Source organism: Variovorax sp. 01N429 (assembly GCF_056399425.1).
This window is the reverse complement of the sequence record NZ_JBFTRG010000002.1, coordinates 251,100-264,927: the sequence shown is the minus strand read 5'-3', so window position 1 is coordinate 264,927 and position 13,828 is coordinate 251,100. Positions and strand designations below refer to the sequence as shown.

Annotated in this window: 15 protein-coding genes; 9 read left to right on the top strand and 6 right to left on the bottom strand. The window is 62.4% G+C overall.

Features of this window, described 5'->3' with window-relative positions; all coding sequences use genetic code 11:
• Positions 1 to 11 precede the first annotated feature (11 nt).
• On the bottom strand, positions 12 to 1,538 hold the full coding sequence (locus tag AC1DSF_RS04495) for an FAD-binding oxidoreductase (protein ID WP_478182382.1): 1,527 nt from the start codon (positions 1,536 to 1,538) through the stop codon (positions 12 to 14).
• A gap of 195 nt (positions 1,539 to 1,733) precedes the next feature.
• Here AC1DSF_RS04495 and AC1DSF_RS04490 point away from each other — a divergent pair, with 195 nt between their 5' ends.
• Both AC1DSF_RS04490 and AC1DSF_RS04485 read left to right on the top strand, forming a co-directional pair.
• The gene (locus AC1DSF_RS04490; RefSeq protein ID WP_478123662.1) at positions 1,734 to 2,366 is read left to right on the top strand and encodes a Crp/Fnr family transcriptional regulator; all 633 of its coding nucleotides are present in this window, start codon (positions 1,734 to 1,736) and stop codon (positions 2,364 to 2,366) included.
• Between the two features lie 6 nt (positions 2,367 to 2,372).
• A complete protein-coding gene (locus AC1DSF_RS04485) occupies positions 2,373 to 2,948 on the top strand; it encodes an NnrU family protein (protein WP_478123661.1) in 576 nt (191 codons plus the stop codon).
• 21 nt (positions 2,949 to 2,969) lie between these two features.
• Here the strand turns inward: AC1DSF_RS04485 and AC1DSF_RS04480 are convergent, their stop codons facing one another.
• Positions 2,970 to 4,268, bottom strand: a complete 1,299-nt coding sequence (locus AC1DSF_RS04480; RefSeq protein ID WP_478123660.1) for an MFS transporter — start codon at positions 4,266 to 4,268, stop codon at positions 2,970 to 2,972.
• 250 nt (positions 4,269 to 4,518) lie between these two features.
• Between AC1DSF_RS04480 and AC1DSF_RS04475 the strand changes: the two genes are divergently transcribed.
• The 4 genes from AC1DSF_RS04475 (at position 4,519) to AC1DSF_RS04460 (ending at position 6,428) form a co-directional block, all read left to right on the top strand.
• Complete coding sequence (locus tag AC1DSF_RS04475) at positions 4,519 to 4,647, top strand: hypothetical protein (protein WP_478123659.1); 129 nt, start codon at positions 4,519 to 4,521, stop codon at positions 4,645 to 4,647.
• Positions 4,644 to 5,411: a hypothetical protein gene (locus AC1DSF_RS04470; RefSeq protein WP_478123658.1), complete on the top strand. Its 768-nt coding sequence runs from the start codon at positions 4,644 to 4,646 to the stop codon at positions 5,409 to 5,411. The genes AC1DSF_RS04475 and AC1DSF_RS04470 overlap by 4 nt, the downstream gene beginning before the upstream one ends.
• A 44-nt stretch (positions 5,412 to 5,455) precedes the next feature.
• Positions 5,456 to 5,824 (top strand): hypothetical protein, encoded by a 369-nt coding sequence (locus AC1DSF_RS04465; protein ID WP_478123657.1) that lies wholly within the window; start codon positions 5,456 to 5,458, stop codon positions 5,822 to 5,824.
• A gap of 376 nt (positions 5,825 to 6,200) precedes the next feature.
• Entirely contained in the window at positions 6,201 to 6,428 is a 228-nt protein-coding gene (locus AC1DSF_RS04460) for a hypothetical protein (protein ID WP_478123656.1), read from the top strand.
• Positions 6,429 to 6,830: 402 nt separating this feature from the next.
• Here the strand turns inward: AC1DSF_RS04460 and AC1DSF_RS04455 are convergent, their stop codons facing one another.
• On the bottom strand, positions 6,831 to 7,583 hold the full coding sequence (locus AC1DSF_RS04455; protein ID WP_478123655.1) for an extensin-like domain-containing protein: 753 nt from the start codon (positions 7,581 to 7,583) through the stop codon (positions 6,831 to 6,833).
• Positions 7,580 to 9,328: a RecQ family ATP-dependent DNA helicase gene (locus AC1DSF_RS04450; protein ID WP_478123654.1), complete on the bottom strand. Its 1,749-nt coding sequence runs from the start codon at positions 9,326 to 9,328 to the stop codon at positions 7,580 to 7,582. Before AC1DSF_RS04450 ends, AC1DSF_RS04455 begins: the two co-directional genes overlap by 4 nt.
• Positions 9,329 to 9,528: 200 nt before the next feature.
• On the opposite strand from AC1DSF_RS04450, the gene AC1DSF_RS04445 reads away from it, so the two are divergent.
• Complete coding sequence (locus AC1DSF_RS04445) at positions 9,529 to 10,440, top strand: ZIP family metal transporter (protein WP_478182381.1); 912 nt, start codon at positions 9,529 to 9,531, stop codon at positions 10,438 to 10,440.
• Positions 10,441 to 10,757: 317 nt separating this feature from the next.
• Positions 10,758 to 11,138 carry a response regulator gene (locus tag AC1DSF_RS04440; RefSeq protein WP_478123653.1) on the top strand — a complete coding sequence of 127 codons (381 nt, stop codon included), beginning with the start codon at positions 10,758 to 10,760 and terminating at the stop codon, positions 11,136 to 11,138.
• Between the two features lies 1 nt (position 11,139).
• On the opposite strand, the gene AC1DSF_RS04435 is transcribed toward AC1DSF_RS04440, so the two are convergent.
• Positions 11,140 to 12,282, bottom strand: coding sequence for a PAS domain-containing sensor histidine kinase (locus AC1DSF_RS04435; RefSeq protein WP_478123652.1), 1,143 nt, complete (start codon positions 12,280 to 12,282; stop codon positions 11,140 to 11,142).
• 297 nt (positions 12,283 to 12,579) lie between these two features.
• Here AC1DSF_RS04435 and AC1DSF_RS04430 point away from each other — a divergent pair, with 297 nt between their 5' ends.
• Positions 12,580 to 13,302: a hypothetical protein gene (locus AC1DSF_RS04430; protein WP_478123651.1), complete on the top strand. Its 723-nt coding sequence runs from the start codon at positions 12,580 to 12,582 to the stop codon at positions 13,300 to 13,302.
• Positions 13,303 to 13,322: 20 nt separating this feature from the next.
• Here AC1DSF_RS04430 and AC1DSF_RS04425 read toward each other — a convergent pair whose 3' ends face one another.
• Positions 13,323 to 13,826, bottom strand: coding sequence for an Lrp/AsnC family transcriptional regulator (locus tag AC1DSF_RS04425; RefSeq protein WP_478123650.1), 504 nt, complete (start codon positions 13,824 to 13,826; stop codon positions 13,323 to 13,325).
• Between the last annotated feature and the right edge of the window lie 2 nt (positions 13,827 to 13,828).

Sequence of the window (13,828 nt, the reverse complement as noted above, 5' to 3'; positions counted from 1 at the left end):
TCCTTCGAGTCTCAAGTCGACGATGGCGGAATCGGTGGAGGCCCCCATGGCACCGGCACGATCGGACCGCCCGCCGGGGCAGGCCAGCGGCTGCCCGGCTCGGGGCTGACACTCTGCGCGTATCGGAACGTGTTGTCAGGATCGTACTTTCGCTTGATCGAAAGCAGACGCGGAAACTGCTCTGCCCAATAGCGTTGGCGGTAGTCGGTCTGGCTCAGGCGCGGATAGTTCTGGTAGGACTCTCCGTTGCCCATTGGGTCGAGCAGCGCCATGAAGTCGTCCAGATAAGGCTGCACCTTCAGACGCTGCGGCTCGTCCATCCAGAAAACGTCGACGAAGAGGTTCATGTCCGCCTGGCGATGCACGAAAGCCGTGGCGTCGCGGGCGACCCGGTTGATGGCACCGCCATAAGGCTCGATGGCGACTGCGGTCCACGGATTCGGGCTCTCGGTGAAGCGCTTGCAGATCCTGCGCCATTCCGCAATCGTGAGACGTCGCGCAATGTTGGTGGATTGCTTGTCCTCGCGCGCCAGATCGGGGCAGGGTGGGACGTTCTCGAACAGCCAGTCGTTGAGTTCGAAATAGCTGCCGACCTTCTGAAGCTTGAGCGTGGCACCCGTGTTGTCCAGCAGGGGCTTGAGCGCCTTCTTGCCCTGAGCCGCCGAGCCCCAGTAGGTGCCTCGCATCACCAGCACGGGGTCGAGTTTGGCGCCCAGGCGAACCAACGCGCCCATGTAGCCGAGCTCGGGCGGGGCGCCGCTTTGCATGTAGCCGTCCTGCAGTGCGGCCAGGGCGGCAGGCGCCTTGTCGATCGGCCATTCCAGGCCAAACCCCCATAGCGGCGGCAGGTCACGCAATTGATAGGTCACCTGAAGCAGGATGCCGAAGTTGTTGCCCGTCCCGCCGCGCATGGCCCAGAACAGATCGGGATTGCTATCGTCTGCCGCGCGCACGATGCGCCCGTCGGCCAGCATGACGAGCATCTCCAGCACGTTGTCGCAGTTCATCCCGAAGAGCCGCGAAGTCAACCCGAAGCCGCCGCCCTGCATGAAGCCCGCCACGCAGACATCGCCACAGATGCCGGTCGGCACGTGAAGCTTGTAGTCCGCCAACGTCGCGTTGAGATGCCCCCAGTTGGTGCCCGGCCCGACCACCGCAATCTTTCGATCGGGGTCGACGTAGATCCCGTTCAAGTGGCTGGTGTCGATGACCATGCCGTCGTTCATGCTGAAGCCAGCCGTGCTGTGGCCGCCTGAACGAGTGGTGGTCCACAAGCCGTATTTACGCGCGAATTGCAGGCATTCCCAGACGTCCTGGAACACCTCGCAATACGCGATCAGTTGTGGAAAGCTCTGGAATGCCAGGTTCGAAAGTTGCCTGGACGCCGCATAGGGCGAGTCGGACGGCAGCACGATCTGCCCCTGCAGCCTTGCCTGCAGTTCCTTCGCGGCGCTGCTGTCGAACGGGGCCGGATAGGCGGACATCGCCTCGGCCCAGCCATGAATTCGCTCTCGCCGAGCGACTTGCTTGCGACTCATTCGCCACATGGAATTCTCCTCGTCGGCCGGCGGGCGGCGCGATTGTGTTTATGTTCTTGCGCGTTTGTTGCGAAAAGGCTTGTAGCAGCGAAGCGGAGGGCAGGCAAGCTCCGCTTTGGGGTTGTCGTGGCGGCCACGTCCGAGCAATGGCAGAGCGCAGTAGTATTCCGCGCAGAGGAGTTTCGTGACCCACCGATGAGTTCCGCCAATGAACGCTTGCCGCAAGGCCTGCTCGACGCCATTTCCCCGCACGGATTGATCCGGGCCTTTCCGCCGCAGGCGATCCTGATCAACGAAGGGGACACCACCGATTCGCTCTATATCGTGCTGAGCGGTCGCGTGAAGGTCTACGCGAGTTCGGAGGACGGGCGCGAGGTCGTCCTGACGGAGTACGGGCCGGGTGAATACTTCGGCGAACTCGCGATCGACGGTGAGAAGCGTTCGGCGTCGATCAAGGCGCTGGAAGCCTGCACGTGTCGCGTGGTGCAAGGGACCGAGTTGCGACAGTTTCTGGCAGAGCACCCGGATTTCGCGCTGCACCTCACCCGCAAGCTCATCCGCATGGTGCGTCGCCTGACCGAACAGGTGCGCAGCATGGCGCTGCAGGATGTCTATGGACGGATGGTTCGCGTATTGACAGATCTTTCGGACGAACTCGGAGAAGAACGCGTGATGCGCCGCAAGCTGACCCAGCAGGACATCGCCGATCGCGTGGGTTCGTCGCGCGAGATGGTGAACCGTGTCATGAAGGAACTCACCGCCGGGGGCTACGTGGGGCAGCGCGACGGCCGGATCGTGATCTTGCGCAAGCTGCCGGCGGCCTGGTAGATGAGCATGTCGATTCTTGTTGCCGGCCTTGTTCTCTTTCTTGGCGTGCATTCGGTGTCCATCTTTGCGCCTGGCTGGCGCCAGGCGCGGATCGCACAGTTCGGCGAGCGCGCCTGGAAAGGTCTGTACGCGCTGGTCTCTCTCGCGGGTTTGCTGGTGCTCATCTACGGTTACGGTTTGGCCCGTCACTCGCCCGTGGTCTTGTACGCGCCACCTTTGGCACTGCGGCATGTGGCGCTCGTGCTGATGATTCCGGTGTTTCCGCTCTTCCTGGCGGCGTACCTGCCGGGCCGAATCCAGCGCACGGCCAAGCACCCCATGCTGCTTGCCGTAAAGCTCTGGGCCACGGCGCATCTGCTGGCCAATGGCACGCTCGCGGACGTGCTTCTATTCGGCGGCTTTCTGGTGTGGGCGGTGGCAGACCGGATTTCCGTCAAGCGACGCCCAATGCCGCATGCCGTGCCAACAGCTCCTTCGGGACCACTCAACGACGTCATCGCCGTCGTTGGTGGTCTTGCCGTCTATGTCGCTTTCCTGTTCTGGCTCCACGCCTGGATCACCGGCGTCTCACCGCTCGGCTAGCAAATTGCTGCAGGCCCGTCACTAGGCTCGCACGGCCTGCGCGCCATGTTCAGCCCGCTTGTCGTGACCGACAAGCAACACCAGCGCGAATGCCACCACCGACAAGAGCGCGAGGAAAAGCACCGCGTAGAAGTCGTTGCCCATCCGGTCCTTCAGGATGCCGAAGATCGTCGGGCCGATGTAGCCGCCGAGATTGCCGATCGAATTGATCCACGCGATACCGGCCGCTGCGGCAACACCGCTCAGCAATGCCGTCGGGACGGTCCAGAACACCGGCAGCGCCGTGAAGATGCCGAACGCGGCCACCGTGACGGCGGCCATTTTCGGAATTGGTGCGCTGAACTGCGCCGCAGCGACGAGGCCGAAGAAGATGCATGCAAGCGGGATCAGCAGAAACAGTTTTCGCTCACGCCGCGCATCGGACCAACGCGTCCAGAACACCATCGCGATCGCACCGACCAAGTAGGGGAACGCGTTGATGAATCCGATCTCCACATTGCTCAGGCCGCCGAAGCCCTTGATGATCTGCGGCAGGAAAAATCCCAACCCGTACAGCGGCACGGTGATGCCCATGTACACAATGCCCAGCGAAATGACCTTCCAGTTGAGCAGTGCCTGCTTCCACGAGATGTTGTGAATCGACTCGCGATGGCGTTGTTCGGCATTGAGCGTGGTCTGCAGCCAGTCGCGTTCTTCAGGCGTCAGCCACTTTGCGTCCTTGGGGCGGTCGGGCAGGTAGAACAGCACGAAGAAGGTCAACACAACTGCGGGCACCGCTTCAATGATGAAGAGCCATTGCCAGCCGTGCATGCCCCAAAAGCCGTCCATGTTGAGGATGTAGCCTGAGATGGGGGAGCCGATCACCGTCGAGATCGGAACGGCAAACATGAACCAGCCCACGATGCGGGCGCGGTAGGCGGCGGGAAACCAAAGGGTGAGATAGAAGATGACGCCGGGGAAGAAACCGGCCTCGGCCATCCCGAGCAGAAAGCGGACGACGTTGAAGCTCGTCGCACCGCCCACCCATGCCTGCGCCATGGAAAGCACGCCCCAACTCAGCATGATGCGAGCGATCCATCGACGGGCGCCGAAGCGTTCGAGCGCCAGATTGCTCGGCACTTCGAACAGGAAGTAGGCGATGAAGAAGATGCCCGCCGCGTTGCCGAAGACGGTGCTCGTGAACCCCAGGTCCTTGGACATCGAGGCCCCGGCAAAGCCCAGGTTCACCCGGTCGAGATAGGCAACGAAGTAACTGACCATCAGAAGCGGCAACAGCCGCCAGCTGATTTTCGAAATGGTTCTCTGCTCCAGGGATTCCACGTTGTCTCCAGATGTTGTTGTGATGGGGCGCATCGGTGCGCGCCCGATGTTTATACATCGTCGCGGATGCACGCACTGTCTCCGCAAAGCAATCGAAGTCTTTGCCGCAGCTTTGCGATGTTTCTCATGTACTGGGATTGACGCCGTCCCTAGGATTTCGGTCGAGCGCTTGCTGAGGGAGGGAATCCGCTAACGCTCGATTGGCGCCATCAAAACATCGTGCGATTCACATCGCACCGGAGGATTCATCATGACGGCCTTCAATGCCGTAGCCCTCTCCTTGGGCTGTTTGCTTTCGCGCGCTGACAAGCGTTTTCTGCTCACGCTGCGCGTCTCCCCTCAGATGCCGCAACTCGACCTTGGTCGCACAAAACCATGAATCGTTCAGTTCGGAGGAGACGAATCGGTGTGCTTGCGTACTCATCGGGGGAACGTGAATATGCCCGCCGCGTACTGCGCTCACTCGGCTACGCGCCGCTTGTTTTCACCAACCTCGATGAACTGGCGGAGATGGGTGTCGGCGCGACTACTCTCGATATGCTTTATCTCGGCAACATGCCTGTGACGGATAGCAAAGGCCGGGAAGTTCTAGAAGGCGTTCGTGCCTCCATCGGCCCTGATGTCCCCGTACTTCACGCGGGGTTGCACCAGGACATTCGCCCCAAGAGCCGAGGAGTCTCCGCGAGTCCGCCGCGCTCCTTCAGTGACTACTACCGGCTCATCCTTTCGTTTCTGAATGCTTGCAGGTTCGAAGGCGCCCGGTCTCATCTGTCCTGGGGGAGCTATGCGTTCGATCCCTTGGGGAGAACAGTAGCTTTTGCCGGTCGAACGGTGCGGCTGGAGCCCGCTGCCTTCGACGTCGCCCTCGAGTTCTTCTTCTATGCCGGCAGGACGTTGACGACCAAGCGGTTGAAGCAGGTGATGCACTTTGAAAAAGCTGCGCTCAGGCTGAAGGACGACTATCTCGCAGGCACCATCGCTATCCTGACTACCGAGCTGTGGCTGTCTGGAGCCCATGGATGGGCTTTGGAGACGGTTGAATCGGTCGGCTATCGGCTGATCCCAGTGGATCCCGCCTCGAGCACCCCGGCCACTGAAGCAAGCTCTCGTCCACTCGCCGGCGCTGAGCTTGAAAGCCAATAGTGATATTCGGCAGAGGCCAAGTCTGAAGAATCAGGGAGAACGACTTGAACGGAAAAGAGCCATATGCCGGTCTGAAGGCGCTGTGCGGTGGAAAGCCGGAACACATCGCGGAACTGATGGACGTATTCATCCTCTCGACTTCGGACGATTTGAAGGAGATGCACCTGGCGGTCCAAATGCGACGCTACGTCGAACTGCAGCGGTTGGCGCACCGCGTGAGTTCGGCGTGTCTTCAGCTTGGCGAAATGACTGGAGTAGCCGCTCTGCGGGCAATCGAATACCTGCCCGAGGTCGAGGGGGACGGCCCTGAAAAGGTTGTTCAGCTTTTGTTTGCTTTTGCAGAATCTGAGTTGTCGGCCGTGCTTGTCCGTGCATCGGAGTTCCATTCTTCTCTACGCCCCCTGCAGGACTGATTGGATGCTGCGAACGACGGTATCAATTTGCGAAACTGAAGCGGTGTAAGCTGCCGGCGTGAAACCCCTCCAGAAACTGATCCTCTCCGGTGCTGTTGCGGTTGCCGGCCTTTGCGCCTTCGCGCCTGCAATCGCGGCGGGAGATGCGCCAACCAAGGCCAGATCCTGCCATTGGGATCGGCAAACGGGTCGCATGATTTGTCAGCGCGCCCGTTCGCCCCGCACCAACGCGCCCGCACCGGCAACAAAGCCGAAAGAAGTTGGCGCTCCAGATTCTGTTTCTCCCACATAGACAAGCACAATGCACTAGCAGGCCGATAGGTTCTCGGCGGCGGTAGAGTTTCGCCTTGAACTGGATCACGGCCAGGAGGAAAAGATGGAACCGGAAGAAGTCAATGCTCGGCTGCGTGCCCTGGAACTGAGGGCAGTCGCCCAAACAGCGGCGATCGCGGTTCTGCTCCAGGAGCAGCCCAACGCCTCCGCGAAGCTGCACTTGGTTGCGGAGCACCTCGTCGACGCGCCACCGCTGCCCTTGTCTGATGAGGATCTCGTCAAGGTGGCAGCGTACATCCAGGCCATGCTGGGCGGCCCCTGGATCGACTGACCGCGCCGGATCTTGACGGCTACCACCGCGACACGACACGACGCGGCAGTTGGCAAGGTTTGCAGCAAATGTTGCGGATGGATGCGACCATCCCTTCACCCATCGCTCTATGGCGCACGCGGGGAAGCTTTTTTTTCACAGTATTCTCGGCATGCTTCCACGAAGCGGCGCGCTGCTTGTGCGTCCGGGTCCCCGTCCGTCCAACGCACCGTCACGGTGGCGTCAGCATCGCATGACGAGAGGGCGACGCCCAGCGATCGACGGAGCGGTTCAGGTACCTGTGGCTCATCGATGAGCAGGAACGCGGCAATGCGCGCGGCCTTTGGACTCAAGGCGACGGCCTGTTCATAAAGCGAACCCATCTTCATACCGATCCGTTGCAACATGCGTGCCGGACCGCCCTCAGTCGCACATGCGCCAACCACCCATCTCCAGATGGAAATGGTTCTGATGGGCGGTGTTGTAGTCCGGCCCGAGCACGCCCTCGAAGTACGTGCATGCGCTCGAATGGACGTCGCTCAAGAACGCCGTTGGGCCGGTGCGGGATTTGGAAATTCCCGACTCCCAATCCCGTCCGACAAGAATCCGACGCCCGTGGATGGTGACGAAGCCGGATACGTCCAGCGCATCGGCTGTCGCATGGCGGCTGCGCCGTCCGCTCGCGCCGTCCTTTTCGCCGGTGTTGATGTCGCGACATGCGTAGCTTCCAAGATGCTCCAAGGACGCGATGGTGGACTGAAGATCCTTGCGCGCCGCCGGCTGGACGCCGTGGCGCTCCCACATCGCAAAGGAGAGGGCGGCGCGGCAACTCAGGATCAGTGGCGAACTCAACTTGATCTCTCGACCTTGCCGCAGACGTAGGGCGTTGTGAAAGCCGCATTCGGGACCGGTCACTTGGTCGGGCACGCGCTCATAGCGCATGCCACTTCGGCCGAGCGCTGCGAAGCAGGCTGGCGCCGAGGCACCCGCCCGGCGCAATTTGAACCCGGTCAGGAAATTCGGCGGCGCGTCGACGTCCAGTTCAGCCCAGGGGTTGAATCGGTCTGGCACTGACACAAGACCGCGATAGAGCGCGAAGCCCGCCGCAACCAGCGCAGCGACGGCGACCACAGCAATCCAGCGCGCACCGCGTGGCCTTCCTTGCTTGCCGTTCATGGTTCAGCCGGGCGAGCACGCAGCGGCCTCACGTAGTCAGGCTGAAAACATCGCTGACTGCCATCTGCGAATTCGATCGTGACCGAGATCGCATCCGCGCTGACCACCATTCCCTTGCCGTACCGCGCCACGCGCGCCGGCGTGCGCGGCGAAAAGTTCGAGTGGTGCGACTGAGCCGACGACGACGCAGGCGCCGCGGAGTCGCTGGCGGAGAGGGCGCGCTCATGGGCGGCGATCCGCAGGCAGTTGTCGCAGGTGCCGCATCGCTCGGCCAGTTCATCGCTTGCCAGTTCACGAAGCAGCACTTGCCAGCGGCACAGTCCGGTCGTTGCATAGAAGACCATTTTTTCAAGGTCGATGCGCTCCTGCTCGCGTTTGTCGCGGTAGCCGCTGAGCAGTGCGTTCACGCCGGCCTCATCGAGCAGCGGCCTCTCGCCCCAGCGCAACGAACCGTCTTCGGAACTCGCCACGAGTTCGCTGGATTTCAGCAAGCCGAGCAGCACCCGCAGTTTGCCGCCCGAAAGGTGCGCCTCTTGCTGGAGTGCCGTCGGCGACCAACCCGGCGCTTCCGCAGGCGGCGCTGCAAGAACCCGCTGAAGCATGCGCAGTTCCCCAGCTTCCGGCCATGCGCCAGCCAGGAAGAATTGCTGCACGGCTTTGTCGCGCCGCAGGTACAGCAAGGTGCAGTTTGCGGGCTGCCCGTCGCGGCCTGCGCGTCCCGACTCCTGGTAATAGGCGTCGAGGCTCGAAGGCATCTGGAAGTGCAATACGAAGCGGATATCCGGCTTGTCGATGCCCATGCCGAATGCGTTCGTCGCGACCATGACGCGCACTTCGCCCGACATGAAAGCATCCTGTGCGGCGCGCCGCTCCGGGGCGCGGCGCCTGCCGTGATACAGACCCACCGACTCGCCGGCCTCCGAGAGCGCCACGAACAGTGCTTCGGCCGCCTTGACAGTTGCCGTGTAGACGATCCCGCTTCCGCTCAGCCGTGCGACGAGTTCCAGCGCGCGCTCCAGTTTTTCCGGTTCGCTCGTCGATGCGTGGACCGAATAGCGCAGGTTGGCTCGGTATGCGCCGGTGTCGACGAGGCCTGCCCGCGGAATGTCGAGCTTTTCCATGATCTCGGAAGCCACCTCGGGCTTCGCGGTAGCCGTCAAAGCCAGCACGACCGGTTGACCGAGTGCCCGCGCCGCCGCACCGATCTCCAGATAAGCAGGCCGAAAATCATGCCCCCATTGCGAAATGCAGTGAGCTTCGTCGACAACGAGCAGCGATGTCGGGCGCTTCTGCAGCAGAGCCACGAACGATGCATCGGCCAGGCGCTCGGGCGTGCTGAAAATCACGCGCGCTTTGCCGGATTCGATCGCCAACTCCGCTGCCTCGATCTCTGACGCGCTGCATTGGCTATTCAGTTGCACGGCATGTACCCCGTGATCTCCGAGCTTTTCGCACTGATCCTTCATCAGCGCGATCAATGGCGAGATCACGACTGTCTGGCCGGGAAGAAGCAGCGCCGGCAGTTGGTAGCAAAGGGACTTGCCCGCTCCGGTCGGCATGACGGCAAGCGTTGAAAGTCCCGCCATGACGCGGTCGATCACGAGGCGTTGCCCGAGGCGCAATCTCCGATGCCCGAATGTCTCGCGCAACGCTCGTTCAAGTCGATCGTCCGTGGTGCTTCGGCGAGGCCTGGACGCTGCAGGCTTGGGTCGCGTCTTGGCTTGCGTCTTGGCTCGGGTCGACATGGCGGTCAGTGTGCGCGCCGGCGCATCGCAACTTGTGAGAGCGCGTCGATGGGCCCTGTCGGTCGGCGGCCTCCTCAAGACTTGCGGCAATGGCGGCCGACCTGAAGACTTCCTCGGGTCTCCGAACGCGGAAGTCTCCTACGCGGGCAGCACGGACGGCGGGCGAATTTGGCGCGCTCACCAGACGGGATCACGACTGAATGAACTGGCTTGCCGCCGTTGAAGGACTTGCGCGACCACGCCGCCATGGGTCCTTGCGGCGCTGGAGTGGCTTTGCCATCGTGATCGGTGGCTTGTCGATATTCGCCTGGCAGGCGTTCGAAGCGGGGATGGGGCACGATCCGCGCTTGCGGGGCGCTTTGCTCGGCGGGTTGGTCGCCGCCCTGGCAACTGCTCTCGGGACGGTCCCCGTGCTGCTGTCGCAGCAGTTTTCCCAACGGGCCTACGACACGATGCTCGGGTTCGGCGCCGGCGTGATGCTGGCGGCCAGCTCGTTTTCATTGGTCATTCCGGCGCTGGCGGCGGCCAAGTCCCAGGGAGCGAGCGGTTGGGGCGCGGGCAGCATCGTGGCTGCCGGGATATTGCTCGGTGCCCTGATGCTGCTTGGCATCGATCGGGCGGTGCCTCATGAGCACTTCGTGAAGGGCGTCGAAGGCCCGGAGGCGCGCAGTCTCAAGCGCGTCTGGCTCTTCGTCCTGGCCATCGTTCTTCACAACCTTCCCGAGGGTTTGGCGATCGGGGTTGCGTTTGCCGGCACGGACACCGTCGGCGCGGTAGCGCTGACCACCGGCATTTCAATTCAGGACGTACCAGAGGGCCTGGTCGTGGCGCTCGCGCTGCGGGGCGTCGGCTATGGGCGCCTCCTCTCGGTAGTCCTCGGGGTGCTGTCCGGGTTGGTGGAGCCCGTCATGGCCGTTCTGGGCGCCGCCGTGGTCGGCGTATCGGCAAGCATGCTGCCCTGGGGCCTTGCCATGGCAGCGGGTGCCATGCTCTACGTGATCAGCCACGAGATCATTCCAGAGTCCCATCGCAAGGGGCATGAGGCCTTTGCGACGGGTGGTCTCATGCTGGGCTTTGTCGTCATGATGCTGCTGGACACGGCCCTGAGTTGAAAGAGACTATTCGTGCGACTCTCCGCCTGAGTCCACCCCGAAAGCGCGGCGAATCTCGTCCAGGGCATGTTGCGCGATGCGAACTGCCTCGTCGAGCTGCGGTACATCCTCTGCAGGCATGTCGGGCCGCGGATGCAGCGCAAACGCCAGCCTCTCGCAGGCTGCCTCCCACCGCAACTTCGCTTGCAGTTTCGCCGGCTCTCTGTCCATCGTCTTCATCTAGTTGATAGAGAAACCATCCTACTGCGCCGTGTGCTCGCTGCCCACTGATATGACGGCGCGTCCGTCTACGCTTGGGCACAGCCAGTGGATGGGACATGCCTCTTACAGTTTTCTTGGTGGAAGACAACCCTGCAATCAGGGACGTCCTCATTCCCGCGCTGCGGGATCTCGGGCAATCCGATGTTCTCGCCTCTGCGGAGTCGCAAGGCGAGGCCATCGATTGGCTCGCGAGCCACAAGGGCTGCTGGAACCTGGCGATCGTCGATTTCTATCTCAAGGAAGGCTCGGGCCTCGGCGTCGTGCAATGGTGCAAGGAGCGTGATCGCGGTCAGCATGTGGTTGTGCTGACCAACTCCGCAACACCCGCCCGGCGCTCGGCTTGTGAACAAGCGGGTGCCGACGCAGTCTTCGACAAGGCGAACGAACTGGAAGAGTTCTTCGACTATTGCCTGGAACTGGCGGAACAATCGCAATGACCTATTCGTCCTCGCGGAGCGGAAGGCGCACGGCAAATGCGGCGCCTTTGCCCTTGCCGTCGCACTGCACCTCGATGAAGCCGTGGTGCGCATCGACGAGGTCCTTGACCAGCGACAGGCCCACCCCAAAGCCGCCCTCCGATTGATTCGGGTTCTCTTGCGTGAAGAGGTCGAAGATGACCGGCAGCAGCTCCGGGGCGATGCCCACACCCGTGTCCTCGATCTTGACGACCGCATAGTCGACTTCGACGGTGCAGTGCGCCCAGACCTGTCCTCCCTCTGGCGTGTACTTGATGGCGTTGTGGAGAAGATTGAAGATGATCTGATGCACCCGCTGCCGGTCCGCCCAGATCATGACGGGGGTTGAAGGAACCATGACGTCCAGTTCCTGCCGTTTCGCCTTGGCCTGGCTGCGGATGCTTTCGGTAATTTCGATCAGGTCTGCGCCGAGATCGAACTGCTCCTTGATGAGTTGAAGCTTGCCGGCGCCGAGCTTGGCGACGTCGGTCAGGTCGCGCATCATCCGTTCCATCTGGGCGACCTGCCTCCTGATGACGGCAAGGGGAAGCCGGGCATGTTCGTCCTTGCCCGAATGCTCCAGCAAGCTTGCGACATTGAGGATGGGCGCGAGTGCGTTGCGGACTTCGTGACTCAGCCTTGCAAAGAACACGTCCCGGGCCTGCAGGTCGCGCTTGGCGGCGTCGAGCCGGTTTTGCATGGTCTCGATCTGCGCTCGCTTGTTCGTCCTTTCGCTGATCACCTTGGCGAAGCCGGCGATCTCGCCGTCGCTCTGAAGGGCCACGAGAGAGCCGAACACCCAGATCTGCGCACCATCCTTTCGCACGTGCCAGCGGTTGTCCTCCGAGCGGCCGGCCGAAACTGCTACGTCGCGCTCGTGCTGCGGCATGCCGCGCGCGCGGTCCTGCTCTGTGAAAAGGAAGTCCAAGGATCGACCCAGCACCTCCTCTTCGGCATAGCCCAGCATCGCCTGCGATGCGCCACGCCAACTGATGATCTTGCTCGCCCTGTCCAACATGATGAAGGCGTGGTCCGGTGCCTGGTCCCACAGGAGATGCAAAAGACGCTCCGGGCGTTCCGGCTCCCTGTCCTCGGGTGCGTTGGCAGTGGCATTGCTTTGGTTCATGAGGTCATCGAACGAAGGATCGAACCGGAGGGTCCATGGCAGGCATGCAGGTGGCGCGGGTGTCGCGGGTGTGTTGACCATCGACCCGAGCTTGGGCGAGATCGCGTAGGAAGAAGCCCGGCGAGGCGAGGGGCGTTCACTGACAAGCGCCCCCAACAGGGCTCCGCCGTAGCTTGCGTCGGCCAATGCTCTCAAGGGAAGGTTGTGCCGACCGGCCCGGACGCCAAGGTGATCGCGGTAGCTTTGCTCTCGTGTGCGAGGCGGTGGCGCCGCGCACAAACCTGCAAGGAGAGCTGCATGCCGAAGCCGAAGCTGGAATGGGAGGTCCTCCCGCACGGGCCGCTCAGGGAAATCGATCGCGACATCCAAGTCGTCGAGGGCGAGATCCCGATGCCGCTGTTGGACCTTCCGCGACGAATGACGATCGTTCGCCTGGCCAATCGCGACTTGCTGATCTGGAGCGCCATTTGCCTGGACGAAGCAGAGATGGAAGCGATCGAAGGCTACGGTCGGCCCGCGTTCCTGGTGGTGCCGAGCGACCATCATCGCCTCGACGCCGGAGCCTGGAAGCACCGCTTTCCGGACCTGAAGGTGGTCACGCCACCCGGCTCGCGCGACAGGACCGAAAAGGTGGTGGAGGTCGATTCCACCGCACCCGACTTCGGCGACCCGGACGTCCGCCTGATCGCCGTGCCCGGCACGCGCGAGGAAGAAGCGGCCTTGATGGTGCGGCGCGCGAGCGGCATCACGCTGGTTCTGAACGATCTGATCGGGAACATCCGCCATTCGTCAGGCTTCAGCGGCTGGGTGCTTCGGACGATGGGGCTTGCCGGCGACAAGGCTCAAGTGCCCAAGTCGGTCGAGCTCATGATCATCGAGAGCAAGAAGGCTTTGAGCGCCCAGCTCAGCGAATGGGCCGCGCTTCCGGACCTGAAGCGCATCATCGTTTCCCACGGCGACATCATCGATGAGTCGCCGCAAGCCGTATTGAGGGAACTCGCCTCGTCGCTGCTCGAGTGAAGCATCGCGCAGGCGTCGGCTCAGCCGCGTGATCGCCGCGCCGGCCCGAAATCGACCGGCAGGCTTCCTTCCGACTTCACTTCGCGCAGCACGATGGCCGATCGCACGTGGGTGACGCCGGCTTGGTCGAACAAGGTCGTGTGCAGGAATTTGTCGTAGTGCTTGATGTCCGGGACGAGCACCGTGAGGATGTAATCGGCTGGGCCGGTGGCCGACACGCAGCGCACGATCTCCGGGCTCGCCTCAACGGCCTTTTCGAAATCGCGCACCTTCGATTCATTGTGGCGGTCCAGATTCACCTCCGTCACGGCTGCGAGGTTGAGCCCGACCTTCTCGCGGTCAATGACGACCGTGTAGCCGCGGATCACGCCGGCCGCTTCCATTTCCTTGATGCGGCGCCAGCAGGGCGTCGACGACAGGCCGACCTTGTCGGCAATTTGCTGCACGGTCTGACGCGCATCGCGCTGCAATTCCAGCAGGATCTGGAGCGAGTAGTTGTCTAGAGGAATGGAATCGTCGTTCATGG